The sequence below is a fragment of the Salinarimonas sp. genome (assembly GCF_040111675.1).
Taxonomy (GTDB): Bacteria; Pseudomonadota; Alphaproteobacteria; order Rhizobiales; family Beijerinckiaceae; genus Salinarimonas.
On the sequence record NZ_CP157794.1, the window covers coordinates 562,856 to 581,153 of the forward strand.

The 18,298-nt window shown below is 71.0% G+C and carries 17 protein-coding genes; 3 read left to right on the forward strand and 14 right to left on the reverse strand.

The window, feature by feature from the left end; all coding sequences use genetic code 11:
- Positions 1 to 330 precede the first annotated feature (330 nt).
- From ABL310_RS02485 to ABL310_RS02495, 3 genes are all read left to right on the forward strand, one after another.
- Positions 331 to 1,080, forward strand: a complete 750-nt coding sequence (locus ABL310_RS02485) for a GNAT family N-acetyltransferase (protein WP_349370140.1) — start codon at positions 331 to 333, stop codon at positions 1,078 to 1,080.
- A gap of 155 nt (positions 1,081 to 1,235) precedes the next feature.
- On the forward strand, positions 1,236 to 1,904 hold the full coding sequence (locus ABL310_RS02490) for an FMN-binding negative transcriptional regulator (protein WP_349370141.1): 669 nt from the start codon (positions 1,236 to 1,238) through the stop codon (positions 1,902 to 1,904).
- A 154-nt stretch (positions 1,905 to 2,058) separates the two neighbouring features.
- On the forward strand, positions 2,059 to 3,480 hold the full coding sequence (locus tag ABL310_RS02495) for an amidohydrolase (protein WP_349370142.1): 1,422 nt from the start codon (positions 2,059 to 2,061) through the stop codon (positions 3,478 to 3,480).
- Positions 3,481 to 3,487: 7 nt separating this feature from the next.
- On the opposite strand, the gene ABL310_RS02500 is transcribed toward ABL310_RS02495, so the two are convergent.
- From ABL310_RS02500 to ABL310_RS02565, 14 genes are all read right to left on the reverse strand, one after another.
- Positions 3,488 to 4,795, reverse strand: a complete 1,308-nt coding sequence (locus tag ABL310_RS02500; protein WP_349370143.1) for a cation:proton antiporter — start codon at positions 4,793 to 4,795, stop codon at positions 3,488 to 3,490.
- Positions 4,796 to 4,853: 58 nt separating this feature from the next.
- Complete coding sequence (locus tag ABL310_RS02505) at positions 4,854 to 5,303, reverse strand: DUF1330 domain-containing protein (RefSeq protein WP_349370144.1); 450 nt, start codon at positions 5,301 to 5,303, stop codon at positions 4,854 to 4,856.
- Positions 5,304 to 5,342: 39 nt separating this feature from the next.
- Complete coding sequence (locus ABL310_RS02510; protein ID WP_349370145.1) at positions 5,343 to 6,200, reverse strand: ABC transporter ATP-binding protein; 858 nt, start codon at positions 6,198 to 6,200, stop codon at positions 5,343 to 5,345.
- On the reverse strand, positions 6,197 to 6,952 hold the full coding sequence (locus ABL310_RS02515) for an ABC transporter ATP-binding protein (RefSeq protein ID WP_349370146.1): 756 nt from the start codon (positions 6,950 to 6,952) through the stop codon (positions 6,197 to 6,199). The genes ABL310_RS02510 and ABL310_RS02515 overlap by 4 nt, the downstream gene beginning before the upstream one ends.
- Positions 6,953 to 6,957: 5 nt before the next feature.
- Entirely contained in the window at positions 6,958 to 8,169 is a 1,212-nt protein-coding gene (locus ABL310_RS02520) for a branched-chain amino acid ABC transporter permease (RefSeq protein WP_349370147.1), read from the reverse strand.
- A gap of 6 nt (positions 8,170 to 8,175) precedes the next feature.
- The gene (locus ABL310_RS02525) at positions 8,176 to 9,204 is read right to left on the reverse strand and encodes a branched-chain amino acid ABC transporter permease (protein WP_349370148.1); all 1,029 of its coding nucleotides are present in this window, start codon (positions 9,202 to 9,204) and stop codon (positions 8,176 to 8,178) included.
- A gap of 105 nt (positions 9,205 to 9,309) precedes the next feature.
- Positions 9,310 to 10,671, reverse strand: coding sequence for a substrate-binding protein (locus ABL310_RS02530; protein WP_349370149.1), 1,362 nt, complete (start codon positions 10,669 to 10,671; stop codon positions 9,310 to 9,312).
- A 305-nt stretch (positions 10,672 to 10,976) separates the two neighbouring features.
- Positions 10,977 to 11,738: an aldolase/citrate lyase family protein gene (locus ABL310_RS02535; RefSeq protein ID WP_349370150.1), complete on the reverse strand. Its 762-nt coding sequence runs from the start codon at positions 11,736 to 11,738 to the stop codon at positions 10,977 to 10,979.
- A gap of 185 nt (positions 11,739 to 11,923) precedes the next feature.
- Positions 11,924 to 13,627, reverse strand: a complete 1,704-nt coding sequence (locus tag ABL310_RS02540; protein WP_349370151.1) for a methyl-accepting chemotaxis protein — start codon at positions 13,625 to 13,627, stop codon at positions 11,924 to 11,926.
- Between the two features lie 229 nt (positions 13,628 to 13,856).
- Positions 13,857 to 14,675, reverse strand: coding sequence for a flagellar type III secretion system pore protein FliP (gene fliP, locus ABL310_RS02545; RefSeq protein WP_349370152.1), 819 nt, complete (start codon positions 14,673 to 14,675; stop codon positions 13,857 to 13,859).
- Positions 14,672 to 15,202: a flagellar basal body-associated FliL family protein gene (locus tag ABL310_RS02550; protein ID WP_349370153.1), complete on the reverse strand. Its 531-nt coding sequence runs from the start codon at positions 15,200 to 15,202 to the stop codon at positions 14,672 to 14,674. Before ABL310_RS02550 ends, fliP begins: the two co-directional genes overlap by 4 nt.
- 38 nt (positions 15,203 to 15,240) lie before the next feature.
- Positions 15,241 to 15,975 (reverse strand): flagellar basal body L-ring protein FlgH, encoded by a 735-nt coding sequence (flgH, locus tag ABL310_RS02555; RefSeq protein WP_349370154.1) that lies wholly within the window; start codon positions 15,973 to 15,975, stop codon positions 15,241 to 15,243.
- Positions 15,972 to 16,508, reverse strand: coding sequence for a hypothetical protein (locus tag ABL310_RS02560; protein ID WP_349370155.1), 537 nt, complete (start codon positions 16,506 to 16,508; stop codon positions 15,972 to 15,974). Before ABL310_RS02560 ends, flgH begins: the two co-directional genes overlap by 4 nt.
- A gap of 133 nt (positions 16,509 to 16,641) precedes the next feature.
- Positions 16,642 to 18,186, reverse strand: a complete 1,545-nt coding sequence (locus ABL310_RS02565) for a Do family serine endopeptidase (RefSeq protein WP_349370156.1) — start codon at positions 18,184 to 18,186, stop codon at positions 16,642 to 16,644.
- Positions 18,187 to 18,298 lie beyond the last annotated feature (112 nt).

Here is an 18,298-nt window from a genome sequence, read left to right on the forward strand (position 1 = left end):
TCAATGCGCATGCGCGCCAAGACGAACTTCGACCGCCTTCGGCCGGTCGTCTTTCGATGAATAATCCTGGCCGATAACTACGAATATTCTGTGTGGTTTGTCGCAAGATCGCGTGGTCGATCAAATACACTTTCGTGCAGCCATCGTTTTTGGGAAAGTCCGTCGCGACACGAAGCTTTCGCGCATGCCGGCGAGGCCCGGACGTCCCCGCGCCTGCTTGTGCGGTGTCCGCGCACGCCATCGGGCGAGCCGGCGGGCGCGGCTTCGCGCCAGACCTCACGACGACCGAGTCACCGCGTCGCTCCCGACGAAAGCCGCATGGAGTTGAGGATGACGAATCGGCCCGCCTCTCTCGTGTCCCCCACCGACGGGGACGTCTTCGACCTCCGCAGGCCGCGATCGGCGGGCCGGCTGAGCGCCGGAGCGCTCGCCGCCTGTCGCGCGCGCGGGGTGCCGCTCGCCTACGATCCCGTGCAGCAGGGATGGGTCGCCCAGGCCTGCCTGGACGACATCGACGACGCACCCGCGCCGGACGGCCGGCCCGGCGCGCCGCGCACGCCGCCGCGCGCATCCATCGCGCGAGAACGCCTCGTTCTGCGGCCGTGGAGCCTCGACGACGTTCCCGCCTTCGTCGCGCTCCTCGACGACCCCCGCGTGTGGCAGCATCTTCCGGAGGACTATCCGGCGCCCCTGTCGGAGGCGATCGCCCGTGACCTGATCGAGATCTCGAACGCGGGCGCGCATCACGAGGTGCGGGCGATCGAGCGCGACGGCGTCGCCGTCGGGCAGGTCCGCCTCGCCTTCGACCCCGACGCCCGGCCCGCCACGCAGGCGGAGATCAGCTACTGGCTCGGCGCGCCGCATTGGGGCAAGGGCATCGGCAGCGAGGTCGTCGCGCTGTACACGAACCTCGTCTTCGCCCGGCGGCCGGAGCTCTCGGCGATCCACGCCGTCGTGCATCCGGAGAACCGCATGTCGGCGCGGGTGCTGGAGAAGGCGGGCTATCGTCGCGAGGAACCGCCCCCGGACGATTGTGGCGTGCTGCGCTATCGCATCCGTCGCGCGGATCGGGCGCCCTAGGATCGGGTCCGAGGACGGTACGTGCGGGACGCGAGCCATGCACTCCGTACTTGTCCGGACGGCCTCGTCCGCTGTATACGCGTGCTGGACGAAGCGCCGCACGACGGAGGCCGGCCGCCTGCCTCGGCGGGCTCTCGCAGCCTCGGGGGATCCGCATGTTTCAGCCGAGCACGTTTCGGGAGGACCGCGTCGAGGTCATGCACGCGCTGATCAGCGAGCGGCCGTTCGCGACGCTGGTCACGATGCAGGAGGACGGCCTGTGCGCCGATCACGTCCCGCTCGTGCTGCACGCCGAGGAGGGCGGGCCGGGCCGGCTGCGCGGCCACGTCGCCGCGAAGAACCCGCTGTCCCGCTGCGCGGACCCGATCGACGTGCTCGCCGTCTTCCAGGGCCCGCAACGCTACATCTCGCCCGCGTGGTACCCGTCGAAGCAGGAGCACGGCAAGGTCGTGCCGACCTGGAACTACGCCGTGGTCCACGCCCGCGGGCGGCTGCGGCTGCAGACGGATGCCGCGTGGCTGCGCGCGCACCTCGGCGCGCTCACCGACCGGAGCGAGGCCGGGCGCGCGAAGCCGTGGGCCGTCTCCGATGCGCCCGAGGACTATGTCGAGCGGCAATTGCGGGGGCTGATCGGCTTCGAGATCGAGATCACCGCGCTCTCCGGCGTCTGGAAGGTCAGCCAGAACAAGACCGATCGCGATCGCGAGGGCGTCCTCGCGGGCCTCGGCGGGGAAGGCACGCCCGAGGCGGCGGAGATGGCGCGCCTCGTCGCGAGCCGCGCTCGGCCGCCCGCGGGCCTCGGCGGGCCGAAGGCGGCCGGCTGAGCCGCACCCCATCGTGCCGGCGGCGTGGGCCGATGCCCATCCGGTCGCGGCGGCGCCGGCCCTTGCCAGCGCAGTTCTCCTTTGGCAAGTGCGACGACCCGCCCGCGCTCGCGCCCACGCCCCGGCGCTGCGCGGCGCGGCCGAGGAGACGAGCATGGACATGAGAAACGCCGATCCCGCCTGGGATCTCGTCGACGCCAAGCGCGAGGATTTCGAGGCTCTGGCCGATCGGATCTTCGATGCGCCGGAGATCGCCTATACCGAGCGCCGCGCGGTGGCCGAGCACACCGCGATGCTGCGCGCCCAGGGCTTCCGGGTGACCGAGAACGCCGCCGGCATCCCCACCGCCGTCGTCGGCGAGTGGGGCGCGGGCGGGCCGGTGATCGCCATTCTCGGCGAGTACGACGCGCTCCCCGCGCTCAGCCAGCAGGCCGGCCTCGCCGAGCACGCGCCGGTGGAGGAAGGCGGCCACGGCCACGGCTGCGGCCACAATCTCCTGGGCTCGGCCGCGATCCTCGCCGCCACCGCCGTGCGCGACTGGCTGGAAGCGGAGGGGATCCCCGGCCGCGTGCGCTATTACGGCTGCCCGGCGGAGGAAGGCGGCGCGGCCAAGACCTACATGGTCCGCGACGGGCTCTTCGCCGACGTCGACGCCGCGATCAGCTGGCATCCCTATTCGCATACCGGCGTCGACCCGGCGCGCTCGCTCGCCAACACGCGCATCGACTTCACCTTCCACGGCAAGGCGTCCCATGCCGCCGCCGCGCCGGAGCTCGGCCGCAGCGCGCTCGATGCGGTGGAGCTGATGAACATCGCCGTCAACTATCTGCGCGAGCACATGCCCGACGAGGCGCGCATCCACTACGCCTATCTCGACGCCGGCGGCACGGCGCCCAACGTGGTGCCGGCGCGCGCCACGGTGCGCCAGCTGATCCGCGCCCGCGATCTCGGCGGCCTGTCCGAGCTGGTCGAGCGCGTGCGCGCCATCGCCGACGGGGCGGCCCTGATGACGGGCACGCGGGTGGAGGCCAAGGTGCATTCGGCGGTGTCGAACCTGATCGGCAACCGTCCGCTCGAGGAGGCGCTCCAGGGCGTGCTCGAGGGCCTCGGCCCCGTACCCTTCGACGCCGCGGACCGCGCCTTCGCCGAGGCGATCCGCGAGACCCTCTCGCGCGGGGACATCGCGGCCGCCTTCCGCGACATGGGCCGCGCGCCCGACTACGATCTGCCGCTGTGCGACTTCGTGCTGCCGCTGGACCGGCCGTTCCTCGGCGGCATGGGCTCGACCGACGTCGGCGACGTGAGCTGGGCGACGCCCACCGTGCAGGCGCGCGTCGCGACCTGCGCCATCGGCACGCCGCTGCACACCTGGCAGATGACGGCGCAGGGCAAGGCGCCCGCTGCGCACAAGGGCATGGCGCATGCGGCCAAGGCCATGGCGAGCCTCGCCTGCCGGCTGATGCGCGACGAGGCCCTGCGCCGCGCCGCCGCCGCCGACCACGCGGCGCGGCTGGCGGAGAGCCCCTATGCCTGCCCGATCCCGCCGGAGACGCGCCCCCCCATCGCGGCGGAGTGAGCGGCGCTCACGGCGCGGTCTCGTCGCGCCGCGCCCGCGATGCGGCGCGTGTCGCGGGTGGCGGCGTCGCCCGCGCCGGGTTGCGCGCGCGACGCCCGTCGAGCCGGCGCATGACGGGCGTCACCGTCGTTCCGTGCAGCACGATCGAGAGCAGCACGACGCAGCAGACGGTGACCCAGAGCGCGCCCGGGCGCTCGAACTCGGCCTCGCCGAGCGCATAGGCGAGATAGTAGAACGAGCCGAGGCCGCGAATGCCGAAGAAGGCGGTCGCGGCCCGCGCCTCCGCCGGCGCGGGGTGGCCGATCAGGCCGATCCAGCCTGAGAGCGGCCGGACCAGGAACAGGATGGCCAGGGAGGCGACGACCACCCGCCAGTCGAGGGCGCCGAAGATCGAGCCTTCCGCGATCGCCGCGCCGAAGAAGACGAGGAGCGCCATCATCAGGAGGCGTTCGATCTGCTCGGCGAACTCGTGCAGCTTCTCGTGATAGGCGTGGCGGCGCTCCATGGCCCGCACCGACACGCCGGCGACGAAGACCGCGAGGAAGCCGTAGCCGTCGAGGAGCTCCGTCCCGCCATAGACGAGGCCGGTGATGCCGAGCGCGACGAAGCCGTCGCCGGTTCGGGAGATGCGGGCGCGGTCGGGCAGGCGGAACATCAGCCAGCCGACGGCGCGCCCGCCGAGCCAGCCCGCGAGCGCCCCGACGGAGAGCTTCCAGACGACGTCGTGGCGCAGCCAGTCGGCGAGGAAGGGCTCGCCCGTCGCCTGCACGCCGGCCATGGCGATGGCGAGATAGACGAACGGGAAGGCGAGGCCGTCGTTGAGCCCGGCCTCGGAGGTCAGCGCGAAGCGGGTCTCGTCGTCCGCGCCGGATCGCGGCGGGCCGACCTGCACGTCCGAGGCGAGGACGGGATCGGTCGGCGCCAACGCCGCGCCGAGCAGCAGCGCCGCCGGCAGGCCGAGCCCGAGGAAGCCCCAGCCGATCAGCGTGATCGCCGCGATGGTGAGCGGCATGGAGATCCCGAGCAGCCGCCAGGTCGCGCCCCATCGCCGAAAGCCCGGCGGGCGGTGGAGCTTCAGGCCCGCGCCCATCAGCGAGACGATGACGACGAATTCGGTCAGCCGCTCCGTCGCCTCGCGGCTCTCGAGCGGGTTGACGGCCAGCACCGTATGGAGCGGCGAGGAGGCGAGCGCCATCCCGATCGCGATGCACACGATCGGCAGGGACAGGGGCAGCTCCTCGAGGAGCATCGGTGTCCAGGCGGTGAGGAGGACGATCGCGCCGAAGATCGCCAGGAGAACCATGTAGAGATCCATGCCTCTACGATGGCCGAGCGGCGGTTCAGGTTCCGCCGGCTGCTGCGGGGATCGCGCCTCAGCCCGCGCCGCCGAACCCCGCGCCCGCCTCCGCCGGCGCGAGGCGGATCAGGCGCGAGTCGGCCACGGCCGCCTGGCGGTGCTTCACCGCCTCGCGATACGCGCGGTCGCGGATCATCGCCACGAAGGCGGCGACGGAGGGATACTCCGCGATGAAGCAGGCGTCCCAGCGCTCGTCGGCGGGGCCGATCAGCGTCTGCTCGAAGCGCCCGCGCCAGACGATGCGCCCGCCGAGCCGGGAGAAGACCGGGAAGCTCTCCCGGCCGTAGGCGGCGTAGGCCTCCGCGCCCGTGGCGGCGCGGCCGTCCGGATAGGCGGCGCGCGCCCGGAAGCGCACGAGGTTGAGCATGTGGATCGGCCCTGCCCGGTCGGCCTCGCGGAAGGCGGCGAAGGCCTCCTTCGTGGGATCGACGTATGCGAGCGCTTCGCCGGAGGTCTCGTCGGGCATGTGCGGCGCCTCCCGGTCGGCGGGGCGCCGCGGCGCGCCTCAGATCGCCAGATATTCCTGCCTCAGCTCGACATTGTCGAGCACCTCCTTCGCCGTGCCGTCGAAGACGATCTCGCCCATATCGAGGATGATCGCCCGGTCGGCGAGGTGGAGGGCGGCGATGGCGTTCTGCTCGACGATGATGGTCGTCATGCCCAGCCGCTTGATCTCCTCCAGCGTGCGCTCGATCTCCTGCACGATGACCGGCGCGAGGCCCTCGTAGGGCTCGTCCAGCAGCAGCAGCTTGACGTCGCGCGCGAGCGTGCGGCCGATGGCGAGCATCTGCTGCTCGCCGCCCGACAGCGTCGTGCCCTCCTGCTTGCGGCGCTCGCCGAGGCGGGGGAAGAGATCGTAGATGCGCTCGATCGACCAGCCCTTGGGCGGCGCGATCTGGGCGAGCTGAAGATTCTCCTCGACCGTGAGGCCCTGGATGATGCGCCGGTCCTCCGGCACGAGGCCGATGCCGTTCTGCGCCGCCCCGTAGGACTTCATCTCGTGGACCGGCTTGTGGTCGAGCCAGATCTCGCCGTGGCGCACCTCCGGCTCGTCGACGCGGGCGATGGCGCGCAGCGTCGAGGTCTTGCCGGCGCCGTTGCGGCCGAGCAGCGCCAGGATCTCGCCCTCGCGCACCTGGAAGGAGACGCCCTGCACGATGTAGCTCTCGCCGTAATAGGCGTGCAGGTCCCACACCGAGAAATAGGCGTGCTCGGCGAGGTTGCGCGGCTTCGGCGCGGCGCCCGCGAACACCTCGTCGCCGATGAGGTTGGCGCTGGCGGGGTGGATCTTCGGCTCCGCCGCGCCCGGCCGGGCCTCCGGCGCCGGCGAGGGGCGGGCGGCGGCTGCGGTCGTGTCGCTCATAGATGCGCTCCCCCGAGATAGGCTTCCTGGACCTTCGGATTGCCCTTGATCTTCTCGGGCACGTCCTCGGCGATGATGGCGCCCTGGGCGAGCACCGAGATCTTCTCCGCCAGCGAGAACACGACGTGCATGTCGTGCTCGATGACGACCATGGTGATGCCGCGCGTCGAGATCTCCTTGAGGAGGTCGATGGTGCGGTTGGTGTCGGCGCGGGACATGCCGGCGGTGGGCTCGTCGAGCAGGAGGAGCTTGGGCTCCTGGACGAGGCACATGGCGAGCTCGAGCCGGCGCTTGTCGCCGCGCGAGAGGTGCTGGGCCTCGACATGCGCCTTGCCGTCGAGCTTCAGGTCGGCGAGGAGCGCCATGGCCCGGTCGCGGATGTCCCGCTCCCGCACCACCTGGTTCCAGGCGTGCAGCCCGAAGGCGCCGTCCCGGCGCGCGAAGGCCGGGATCATCACGTTCTCGAGGAGCGAGAGCTCCCCGAAGATCTCCGGCGTCTGGAACACGCGCGAGACGCCGATCTGGTTGATCTCGTGCGGCGTCATGCCCACCAGCGGCCGGCCGTCGAACACGACGGAGCCGGTGTCCGGCGTGAGCTTGGCGATCAGCGTGTTGAGCAGGGTCGACTTGCCCGCCCCGTTCGGCCCGATGATGGCGTGGACCGAGCCCTTCGCGACGTCGAGATTGACCTCGCGAAGGGCCTTGAGGCCGCCGAAGGACTTGTTGACGTTCTTGACCTCGAGAATGCCCATGACGCTCACTCCGCGGCGCTGGAGGAGGGCGCGCCCACCGGGCGCCCCTTCGGCTCGGCCGGGCGCCGGCGGAACAGCCGCCCGATGCGCTGGCCGCCCTCGACGATGCCGCCCGGCAGGAAGATGACGACGAGCATGAACATGATGCCCAGCGTCAGGTGCCAGCCCTTGCCGACGAAGGGATAGAAGACGGCGACGACGAAGTCCTCCAGCCCGTCCGGCAGGAAGGCGAACCAGGCGTGCAGGATGCCTTCGTTGATCTTGGAGACGATGTTCTCCATGTACTTGATGAAGCCGGCGCCGAGCACCGGGCCGATCAGCGTGCCGGCGCCGCCGAGGATGGTCATCAGCACGACCTCGCCCGACGCCGTCCAGAACATGCGCTCGGCGCCCGCCAGCGGGTCCATCGACACCATCAGGCCGCCGGCGAGGCCGGCATACATGCCCGAGATGACGAAGGCCGCGAGCGTGTAGGGCTTCGGGTTGAGGCCCGTGTACTGCATGCGCTGCTGGTTCGACTTGACCGCCTTGAGCATCATGCCGAAGGGCGAGCGGAAGATGCGGATCGCCACGTAGAAGGCCACCAGCATCAGCACGGCGCACAGATAGTACCCGGCGTTGAAGGTGAACAGCCACCCGCCGAGCGCCGGCTCCCAGCTGTCGCGCATCTCGAGGCCGAAGAAGTTCGTCAGCGGGATCGAGCCCTCGGGCGTGGCGCCGACGCCGAGCACGCGGGGATCCGACAGCGAGAGCTGCAGGCCGGTCTCGCCGCCGGTGACGGGGGTGAGCACGGAATAGGCCAGCGCGAAGGACATCTGCGCGAAGGCGAGGGTGAGGATCGAGAAGTAGATGCCCGAGCGCCTGAGCGAGATCCAGCCGACGAACAGCGAGAACAGGCCGGCGACGATCACCGAGACGACGATCGCCGGCACGACGTTCATCGTGAGCAGCTTCATCATCCACACGCCGGCATAGGAGCCGACCCCGAGGAAGGCCGCGTGGCCGAACGACAGGTAGCCGGTGAGCCCGAACAGGATGTTGAAGCCGATGGCGAAGATCCCGAAGATCAGGAAGCGCTGCATCAGGTCCGGATAGCCGGCGTTGAACTGCGCGAGATCCGAATCGACCGGGAACGGGTTGAGGATGAAGGGCGCGAAGAGCGTCATCCCCAGCACGATCAGGAACAGCGAGGTGTCCTTCTTGTTCAGTCCGAGCATGGCGGCCTACTCCATGACGCCCTTGCGGCCCAGGAGACCGCGCGGCCGCGTGAGAAGGATGATGATCGCGACGAGGTAGATCACGATCTGGTTGATGCCCGGGATCACGCTCGTGACCTGCGGCATCGAGGCGAAGCTCTCGAGGATGCCGAGCACGAACCCCGCGAGCACCGCGCCGCCGAGCGAGCCCATGCCGCCGACGACGACCACGACGAAGGACAGGACCAGGAAGTCCATGCCCATGTGGTAGTTCGGCGAGTTGATCGGCGCGTACATCACCCCGGCGAGGCCGGCCACCACCGCGGCGATGGCGAACATGATGGTGAAGCGCTTGTCGATGTTGATGCCGAGCAGCCCCACCGTCTCGCGGTCGGCCATGCCGGCGCGCACCACCATGCCGAACGTGGTGAATTGCAGGAAGGCGAACACCCCGCCGATCAGGATCGCGGCGAAGATGAAGTAGATCAGCCGCCAGTAGGGATAGATGATCTGCCCCGCATCGAAGCCGATCAGCACGCCGAAGTCGAGCGAGCCGACGAGCGCCGGAGGCGCGGGGGTGGGGATCGGGTTCGCCCCGAAGAAGTACTTGACGATCTCCTGGAGCACGATCGCGAGGCCGAAGGTGACCAGGATCTGGTCGGCGTGCGGGCGCTTGTAGAAGTAGCGGATCAGCCCGCGCTCCATGGCGAGGCCGGCCGCGATCATGATCGGGATCGCGAACAGGATGCCGAGCGGCACCGACCATTCGATGATCGTCTGGCCGATCTCCGGTCCGAACCACTCCTCGACATAGGGCGTCTGGACCTTGAGGGGGTTGCCAAGGAAGTCCGTTCGCGTCGGATCGACGGTCTCGTGGGAGATGGCGAGCAGGCGCGACAGCGTCACGGCGCAGAAGGCGCCGAGCATGAACAGCGCCCCGTGGGCGAAGTTCACGACGCCGAGCGTGCCGAAGATGAGCGTCAGCCCGAGCGCGATGAGCGCGTAGGCCGAGCCCTTGTCGAGCCCGTTGAGGATCTGGAGGATGATCGCGTCCATGGGGAGCTTTCGTCGCGCGCTGCGCCGCCGCGGGGCGGCGGGCCGGAACAGGGGTCCGGCCGCGCGCGGGGCGCGGCCGGACCGGATCGACGTCGCGTCGGACGATCAGGCGCCCGCGTTGCAGCTGCCGAGTTCGCCGCCGGCGAACTGCGGATGGTCGGGGTCGTAGGTGACCTGCTCCGTCGGCGTCATCTCGACGATCTCGACGAGGTCGAACTCGTTCTCCGGGTTCTCCTTGCCCTTCACGACGACCACGTCCTTGAAGCACTGGTGGTCGGCGCCGCGATAGAGCGTCGGGCCGTTGCCCAGCCCGTCGAACTCGAAGTCCTCCAGCGCCTCGACGACGGCGCAGGGGTTGAACGACCCGGCGCGCTCGACGGCGTCGGCATAGAGAAGAGCCTGCACGTAGCCGGTGTGTGCGGCCTGGCCCGGCGGGACGCCGTACTTCTCGCCGTAGGAGCGCACGAAGGCGTTGGTGCCGGAATACTTCTCGCCGAACACGTTCTCGAGCTTCCAGTCCCAGTTCTGGGAGCCGAAGATGCCCTTCATGTTGGCGCCGGCGCCCTTGGCCATCAGCTCGGAGTAGAGCGGCACGACGATCTCGAACTGCTTGCCGTTCTTCTGGCGCTCGCGCAGGCCGAACTGCACGGCGTTGGTGAGCGAATTCACCATGTTGCCGCCGTAGTGCACCAGGACCAGCACGTCGGCGTCGGAGTTCAGCACCGGCGCGATGTAGGACGAGAAGTCGGTCGCGGTCAGCGGGGTGAGCACGGTCTCGACCGTGTTCCAGCCGACGGCCTCGGTGGCCTCGCGGATCGCCTGCTCGGTCGTGTAGCCCCAATTGTAGTCGGCGGTGATGTAGTAGGCGTTGCGGTCGGCGCCGTAGGCGTTCTTCAGCACCGGCGCGAGCGCGGCGCCGGACATGTAGGAGTTGAAGAAGTGCCGGAAGCCGTTGGCCTTGCGGTCCTTGCCGGTGGTGTCGTTGGCGTGCGTGAGGCCCGCCATGAAGATCACGCCGGCCTCCTGGCAGAGCGCCTGCACGGCCACCGCGGGGCCGGACGAGGACCCGCCGGTGATCATGACGACGCCGTCCTTCTCGATCATGGAGCGCGCGGAGGCGCGGGCGGCGTCGGTCTTCGTCTGCGTGTCGCCGGTGACGTACTGCACCTTCTTGCCGAGGATGCCGTTGCCCGACAGCGCCTTGGACGAGAACGTGTTCAGCATGCCGCCGTCGCCCTCGCCGTTGAGGTGCTCGACGGCGAGCTGGTAGGCGCGCAGCTGCTCGAGGCCCTCGTCGGCGTAGGGGCCGCTCTGCGGGACGTTGAAGCCGAGGGTGACGGTGGAGCCGGTCGGCTCGTTGGTGAAGGCGTTGGCGTTGCGCGTGAACACGTGCGGCATCGCGAGGCCGGCGCCGATGGCCGCCGTGCTCTTGATCAGGCCGCGTCGGTCGATGGTGAACTTGCTCATCCGTTTCCTCCCAGAAGGTCCTGACGCCATGTACAGAAGCTGGGTAAGTGCCCAGTCTTGTTCATGCACATATTAAGAACGATAGCGCAGGCCAGTGCGGGCAGCTAGAGCGCAAACCCTTTGCCGGGCCTAGACATTCGTTGTACATGTAGTGAAGTGTGAAATGATTGCCGAGAAGGGCGAAGGCAGGACTTCACAATACTTTGTGCATTGCACAATGACTTCTTCGGAGCCTGGATGCGCTGTCGCGGCGGGCCATTCCTTAGCGGCATGCCGGGCGACGCCGCGCCCTGGCCCGAATCGCCTCAACGTGCGACGCCCGCCACCGCACCCTCGATGCCGCGCTGCAGCAGGGCCCAGTCGAAGCCGAGCGAGAGGAGCCGGTAACCGCGAGCGATCATGGCGTTCGCCTCCTCGGCGCTTGCCGCGGCGCCGCCGAGCGCGACCGGTGTGTCGCGCGCCGCGCGCTCCATGCGCGCCGCCGCCGCGCGGACCTGCGGGTGGTCGACGCGGCCGCGATGCCCGAGCGCGGTGGCGAGATCGCCGAGCCCCAGGCAGGCGCAATCCAGGCCGGGCGTGGCGAGGATCGCGTCGAGGGTCTCCAGGGCCGCGGGTGATTCGAGGGTCGCCATGGTCAGGATCTCGGCGTCGGCGGCGTCCTGGTAGGCCCGCATGGAGAGGTCCCAGCGCATCGGGGCGTAGAACGGGCCCCAGCCGCGATCGCCGTCCGGCGGATAGCGCACGGCGCGCACGGCCGTCTCCGCGTCCGCGGGCGTGCTCACGAAGGGGAAGCAGATCCCCATCGCGCCGAAATCGAGCGGCGCCTTGGCGGCCTGCGCGGACAGAGCCGGCACGCGCACGAGCGGCGTGAGCCCGGTGCCGTTCGTCGCGGCGATCATCCGGCTCGCCTCGGCGGGGCCGATGGGCGCGTGCTCCATGTCGATCAGCACGAAGTCGAGACCCGTGGCGGCGAGGATCTGGATCACCTCGACGCTCGGTATGGTGGCGAAGACGCCGAGCGCGCAGCGGCCTTCCGCCCACAAACGCTTCAGATGGTTCGCAGGCACGCCCTGGTGTCGCACGGTTTCATCTCCAATTGCTCCACGTGCGATTCTAGAGCGTAAAACGTGTCGAAGTCCATGACCCAGAGCGGCATTTCCATACGCAAGATCGAAGATGTTGCATGCATGCGCGCGGCGCCGACGCGGACTTTCCACGACGGCGCCGGCGCGGGTCGCGGGCGATCGCTGCGTCAGGCGGCCCGCACGGCCTGGAGAAACTCCGTCACCCGCGCGCGCAGCTCGCCCGCCTGGGCGTCGAGGCTCTCGGCGGAGCCGAGAATCTGCTCGGCGGCGGAGCCCGTCGTCGCCGCGGCCTGGCGCACGCCGACGATGTTGGAGGAGACCTCGTTGGTGCCCGCCGAGGCCTCGGCCACGTTGCGGGCGATCTCCTGCGTCGCGACGTTCTGCTCCTCGACGGCCGCGGCGATGCCCGAGGCGTAGCTGTTGAGCGTGCGGATCGCCTCGGCGATCTGCTCGATCGAGGCGGCGGCGTCGCCGGTGACGTCCTGGATGCCGCGGATCTGCTCGGCGATCTCGTCCGTCGCCTTGGCGGTCTGCGCGGCGAGCGACTTCACCTCGGCGGCGACCACCGCGAAGCCCTTGCCGGCCTCGCCGGCGCGCGCCGCCTCGATCGTGGCGTTGAGCGCGAGGAGATTGGTCTGCTCGGCGATCTGCTGGATCAGCCCGACGATGTCGCCGATGCGCTGGGCGGCGTCGGTGAGGCGGCCGACCTTCTGCACCGTGACGCCGGCCTGGTCGGCAGCGCCGCCGGCGAGCGTCGCGGTTTCCGAGACCTGCCGGCCGACCTCCTGCACGGTCGAGGCGAGCTCGGTGGAGGACGCGGCGACGTTCTCGACGTTGGAGGCCGCCTGCTCGGAGGCCGCGGCGACGGCGGTCGCCTGGTTCGTCGTCTCCTCCGCCGTGGCCGACATGGCCCGGGCGCTCTCGGAGAGCTCGGAGGAGGACTTGTCGAGGGTGGCGGTGACGGCGTCCGCCGCCTTCTCGAAGCGGGCGATCGCGGCGTCGATCGCCTTCTGGCGGCGCTCGCGGGCGGCCTGCTGGTCCGCCGTCTCGGCGCGCAGGCGCTCGGCCTCGAGGCCGTTCTCCTTGAAGGTCAGCGCCGCGCGGGCGACGTCGCCGACCTCGTCGCCGCGCTCCGTTCCGGGCACCGCGATCTGGTATTCGGCGTCGGCGAGGCGCTTGAGGATGTCGACGATGGCGCGCAGCGGCCTGCCGATGCCCAGATGCGCGATCGCGGCGCCGACCGCGAGGCCGGCCGCGATCCCGATGCCCGCGACGACGAGGATGATCGCCGTCGAGGCGTGATACTCGGCCGTGGCGGCGTCGGACGCCGCGGCGACGCGGTCGGAGAGGCCCTCCGCCAATGCGCGGGCGTGGTCGCGCAGGTCGTCGGCGATGACGGAGTTCGCGGCGGCGGCCCGGCGCAACGCCTCCACCTCCGCGCTCGCATCGACGCTCGTCACCGCGGCGGCGGCGGCGAAGAGGATCTCGAGCCCGCGCTCGTAGGCGACGACGTCGGCGCGCACGGCCGCGAGCGCGGTGCGCTCGGCGTCGGTCGCCACCGCTTCGAGCGCGGCGAGGCGCTCCTCCAGCGTCGCGAGCTCCTGCTCGAGCGCCGCCTTGGCCTCGTCGCGCGCCTGCGGCCGCGGGTCGGAGACGAGGCGGAACTGCTCGCGCCCCACCGCCAGCATGGAGGTGTTCATGCGCGCCGCGAGCAGCGCGCGCTCGGAATAGGCGTTCATCGTGTCGGTGGCGCGCGACAGCGAGCCGAGCGAGGTGACGGCGACGCCGGAGATGATCACGGCGACGAGGCCGAGGACGGCGATGACGGACAGGATCTTCGTCGTGATCCGGAAGCGCGCGAGGAAGGACATGATCGGTCTCCGAGGCGGCGTGCGAGCCCTCCGGGCGGCGAGGCCCGGCGTCTCGCAAGGATGGGAGACCCGCGTGAACGGCGCGCTATACAAATCGAAATTGCGGAGAGGAGCAGCGAGGATACTTCGTAAATGGAGCTTAATTCAGGAACTCTTAATGACCCAACTGCTGCGTTGCAGCAAGCAGGCTTCGTGGGGGCGCGAATTTACGGAATCCGGGCGCGATCATCTAGAAGTAGGACCGCACCAGCCCGCCGATGAGGATGTTCCATCCGTCGATCAGCACGAAGAACAGGATCTTGAACGGCAGCGAGATGACGGTGGGCGGCATCATCATCATGCCCATCGACATGACGATCGTCGCCACCATGATGTCGATGACGAGGAAGGGCAGGGCGATGATGAAGCCGATCTCGAAGCCGCGGCGCAGCTCGGAGATCATGAAGGCGGGGATGAGGGTGCGCAGGTCGACCGTCTCGTCCTCCCCGGCGAGCGCCGTCGCGCCCTCCATCGCGCCCTGCATCGCGCCCTCCTGCGCCACCGCCTCCGAGACGAAGCTCGCCTGCGCCAGCTCCTGGAACATGGCGAGGTCCTCCTCGCGCACGTGGGCGAGCATGAACTCCCGGAACGGCTCCACCGTGCGCTCGAAGGCTTCCTCCTCGCCGATCTCCTCGGCGATCAGCGGCTCGATGCCCTCCGCCCAGGCGCGGTCGAAGGTCGGCGCCATGACGTAGAAGGTCATGAACAGGGCGAGCGAGATCAGGACGAGGTTCGCCGGCGTCGATTGCAGGCCCATGCCGGCGCGCAGGAAGGAGAGGGCGACGACGAAGCGCACGAAGCTCGTGACCATGATCATCAGCCCCGGCGCGATCGAGAGCACCGTGAGCAGCGCGACGAGCTGGACGATGCGGCCCGTCGTCGAGCCCTCGCCCTCCGGCAGCAGGCTCGCGAGGTCGAAGCCCGACTGCGCCGCCGCCGGGCCGGCGAGGAGCGCGAGGCCGGCGAGGCCGAGCGGAAGGCCGAGGAGGAGGGCGCGCCGCCGGCTCATTGCACCACCAGGGTCTCGATGACGACCTCGCGCACGCGCCCGTCCGAGCGGGTGTGCGCGCGCTCGGCGAGGTCCTCGCGCAGGAAGGCGAGGCCGCTCGCGCCCTCGAGCCGCGCCAGCGGCAGGGTGCGCAGCCAGGCGAGCGTGTCGCCGGCGATCTCGGCGGCGAGGGTCCCCGCCGCCTCGGGCTCGACGCCCTCGAGGATCAGCGCCGCGTCGACGCGCACCCAGGTGTCGGAGGGCTCGCGCAGGTTGGCGACGACGGGCTCCATCCGCACCAGCGAGACGCCCTCGCCGTAGCGCGCCTCGACGGCGGAGACGACGGCGTCGTCCGGCTCGGGCAGGCGGATCTCGCCGAGCGTGAGGCCGAGGCCGGCGCCGGTGGCGACGGCGAGACCGGTGAGCAGCACGAGCGCCGCGGCGAAGCCGGCGCCGGAGGCGCCGTCCGCGTTCCCCGTCGCACGCCGGCCGCGGGCGGAGGGCAGGGCGTCGCCGTCGACGCGGGCGGGAGCGGGGAGAGCCTTCATCGGGGTCGCTCGTCGGGGTGCGGGGAGAAGGGGCGGCCTCAGAACGGCGTGACGCGGTCGTAGAGCTGCTGGCCCCAGCCGGGCTGCTGCACCTCGGTGACCCGGCCCGCGCCGCCGTAGGAGATGCGCGCCTCGGCGATCTGGTCGTAGCGGATGGTGTTGCGGGGCGAGATGTCGCGCGGGCGCACGATGCCGGCGACCGAGAGCACGCGCATCTCGTAGTTCACCCGCACCTCCTGCGAGCCGGAGATCAGCAGGTTGCCGTTCGGCAGCACGTTGGTGACCACGGCCGCGACGGAGACCACGATGCGCTCCGCGCGCCCCACCGAGCCGCGCCCGCGGCTCTGCGAGTTGGTGGAGAGGTCCGCGCCGAAATCGCCGCTCGTTCCCGCGCCGTCGATGCCGAAGCCGAAGCCGAGCCCGAAGCCGACACCGGAATCGCGGGAGCGACGGGATTCGTTGTCGAGGCTCGCCTCGTCGTCGATGGCGATGCGCACCGTGATCACGTCGCCGACCGTCATGGCGCGGCTGTCGGCGAAGAGGTTCTCGCGCCGGTCGCTCCACAGCGAATGATAGGCGCCCGGCCCCTGCGCCGCCGGCTGCGACACCGGCAGCGCCGCGTGCGCCGTGGTGAGGCCGGCCCCGACGGGGGTGAAGCCCGGCGCCTGGTTGATCTCGCCGAGCGTCGAGGAGCAGGCGGCGAGCGTGGTGGCGGCGAGGAGGGCGAGGCTGCGCGCGAGGGCCGTGCGGATCGTGGGAACTGCGCGGATCATAGCGATTGCTCCTGGGGCTGATCGTCGGCGTCGCGGGCGGTGTCGGTGGCGACGCGGGCGAGCTGGGCGGCGCGGCCGGGCTCCATCTCGTTGAGGATGGCGCTGGCCTGGCGCGGCGCGAGCTTGGCGAGGACGGCCGAGGCCATCTCGGAATCGAGGGCGGCGAGCTGGGCGGCGGCGGCGTCGGGGCGCATGCGGGCGTAGATCGCGACGATCCCCTCCTCGGCCTGGCGCAGATGCTCCTCGCGCCGGGCCAGCGCCGCCTCGGTCTCGGCGCGCAGGCGCTCCAGGTCGGCGAGGCGGGCCTCGATGCGCGCCTCGATCTCGAGCAGCGCGCGCGCCTGCCAGGTCGTGCGGGCCTCGTGCGCGGCGTCGCGGATCGCGTCGCAGTAGAGGGCGACGTCCTCCGGCTGGACGGTCACGACGGGCGCGGTCGCGTCCGGGTCGGCGCTCTGCGCGGGCGCCGCCGCGGGGACGAGCGCCGCCGCCAGCGCGAGCGCCGCGACCAGTCTCGGTGTGCCTCTCTCCCGCATGGGTGCCTCGCCTCCTGTTCGCGACGAGGAGAGGTCTAGGACGTCAAGCTTGCACAGGGCTTGCGGATACGAAAAAGCCGGCGCGCCCTCTCGGACGCGCCGGCTCTCGTTCGTCTCGCGCCGGGTCGGCGGGTCAGCCGATCGGCAGGCGGAAGGCGATGAAGCGGGAGGCGCCGTCGCGCTCGATGCGCACCAGCACCGCCTCGCGGCCCTCCTCCTCGGCCTGCGCCAGCGCGGCGTCGACCTCGTCCGGATTCGCCACGGGCTCGCCGCCGACCTCGGCGATGACGTCGCCCTCGGCGAGGCCCTTCTCGAAGCCCGGCCCCTCGGGGTCGATCTCGACGACCGCGACGCCCTCCATGTCGCCCTCCACGGGGGCGAGCTTCAGGCCGAGATCGTTGAAGTCCTCCGCCTCCGGCTCGCGGGCGGCGGTGACCACCGGCTCGCTCGGCATGCGGCCGATCGTGACCTCGACGGTCCGGCGCTCGCCGTCGCGGAACACGGTGACCTCGACGGTCTCGCCCGGATCCATGAAGGCGATGGTGCGCGACAGGTCGCGGGCGTCCTCGATCGTGTCGCCGTTCACGGCGAGGACGATGTCGCCGACCTCGAAGCCGGCCTCGGCCGCGGGGCTGTCCGGGGTCACCTGGCCGACGATGGCGCCCTCGGCCTCGTCGAGGCCGACGCCGGCGGCGATGTCCTCGCTCACCGGCTGGATCTGCACGCCGAGGAAGCCGCGCTCGACCTCGCCCGTCTCGCGCAGCTGCGCGACGATGCGCTGGACCGTCTCGGAGGGGATCGCGAAGGCGATGCCGACGTTGCCGCCGGTCGGCGAGGAGATGGCGGTGTTGACGCCGATCACCTGGCCGGACTGGTCGAAGGCCGGGCCGCCGGAATTGCCCTGGTTCACCGGCGCGTCGATCTGCAGGAAGTCGTCGTAGGGGCCGGCGCCGATGTCGCGCCCGCGCGCCGAGACGATGCCGGCGGTGACGGTGCCGCCGAGCCCGAACGGGTTGCCGATGGCGACCACCCAGTCGCCGACGCGCGGCGCGGCGGGGGCGAACTCGACATAGGCGAAGGGCTCGTTCCGCTCCTCGACCTTGAGCAGCGCGAGGTCGGTCTTCGGGTCGACGCCGACGATCTCCGCGTCGAGCGACGTGCCGTTGTCCATCAGGACCTCGACCGTCTCGGCGTTCTCGACGACGTGGTTGTTGGTGACGAGATAGCCGTCGCCCGAGATGAAGAAGCCCGAGCCCTGGCCGCCCCGGCGCGGCATGCGGCGCGGCGCGGGGCCCTCGCCCCGGCCGCCGCGGAAGCGCTCGAAGAACTCCTCGAGGGGGCTGCCCTCGGGCGGCTCGAAGCCCGGCGGCAGGCCGGGGATGTTCGGCCCGGTCGTCATGGCGACCTCGGAGCCGAAGCGGGTGCGCACGGAGACGACGGCCGGGCGCACGCGCTCGACGACGTCGGCGAAGGAGGGCACGCGCATGTCCGGCGCCTCGAGCGTCAGCGCGCCCGACGGGGTCTGCGAGGTCTGGGCCTGGACGGGCGTCGCGGTCGCGAGGTGGCCGGCGCCGAGCCCGGTCGCGCCGAGCGCGCCGATGGCGACGGCGGCGAGGAGCGTCGTGCGGGGCGACGCGACGCGCCGACGCGTCGCGCGGTCGGGGGAGTTCGTTTCCATGAAACCTCTGCGTTCTGGTGGGGGAATCCTCGGGCCAACGCCGGGAGTCCCGCGAGGTTCTAGCGGGCGCGCGCTGACGGGGCGCTTACGCGCACATTAAGTCTTTGTAAGG

Excerpts from the sequence above, each read along its gene's own strand:
- ABL310_RS02485 (WP_349370140.1), top strand. The coding sequence starts at position 331 with ATGACGAATCGGCCCGCCTCTCTCGTGTCCCCCACCGACGGGGACGTC.
- ABL310_RS02490 (WP_349370141.1), top strand. The coding sequence starts at position 1,236 with ATGTTTCAGCCGAGCACGTTTCGGGAGGACCGCGTCGAGGTCATGCAC.
- ABL310_RS02495 (WP_349370142.1), top strand. The coding sequence starts at position 2,059 with ATGGACATGAGAAACGCCGATCCCGCCTGGGATCTCGTCGACGCCAAG.
- ABL310_RS02500 (WP_349370143.1), bottom strand. The coding sequence starts at position 4,795 with ATGGATCTCTACATGGTTCTCCTGGCGATCTTCGGCGCGATCGTCCTC.
- ABL310_RS02505 (WP_349370144.1), bottom strand. The coding sequence starts at position 5,303 with ATGCCCGACGAGACCTCCGGCGAAGCGCTCGCATACGTCGATCCCACG.
- ABL310_RS02510 (WP_349370145.1), bottom strand. The coding sequence starts at position 6,200 with ATGAGCGACACGACCGCAGCCGCCGCCCGCCCCTCGCCGGCGCCGGAG.
- ABL310_RS02515 (WP_349370146.1), bottom strand. The coding sequence starts at position 6,952 with ATGGGCATTCTCGAGGTCAAGAACGTCAACAAGTCCTTCGGCGGCCTC.
- ABL310_RS02520 (WP_349370147.1), bottom strand. The coding sequence starts at position 8,169 with ATGCTCGGACTGAACAAGAAGGACACCTCGCTGTTCCTGATCGTGCTG.
- ABL310_RS02525 (WP_349370148.1), bottom strand. The coding sequence starts at position 9,204 with ATGGACGCGATCATCCTCCAGATCCTCAACGGGCTCGACAAGGGCTCG.
- ABL310_RS02530 (WP_349370149.1), bottom strand. The coding sequence starts at position 10,671 with ATGAGCAAGTTCACCATCGACCGACGCGGCCTGATCAAGAGCACGGCG.
- ABL310_RS02540 (WP_349370151.1), bottom strand. The coding sequence starts at position 13,627 with ATGTCCTTCCTCGCGCGCTTCCGGATCACGACGAAGATCCTGTCCGTC.
- fliP (WP_349370152.1), bottom strand. The coding sequence starts at position 14,675 with ATGAGCCGGCGGCGCGCCCTCCTCCTCGGCCTTCCGCTCGGCCTCGCC.
- ABL310_RS02550 (WP_349370153.1), bottom strand. The coding sequence starts at position 15,202 with ATGAAGGCTCTCCCCGCTCCCGCCCGCGTCGACGGCGACGCCCTGCCC.
- flgH (WP_349370154.1), bottom strand. The coding sequence starts at position 15,975 with ATGATCCGCGCAGTTCCCACGATCCGCACGGCCCTCGCGCGCAGCCTC.
- ABL310_RS02560 (WP_349370155.1), bottom strand. The coding sequence starts at position 16,508 with ATGCGGGAGAGAGGCACACCGAGACTGGTCGCGGCGCTCGCGCTGGCG.
- ABL310_RS02565 (WP_349370156.1), bottom strand. The coding sequence starts at position 18,186 with ATGGAAACGAACTCCCCCGACCGCGCGACGCGTCGGCGCGTCGCGTCG.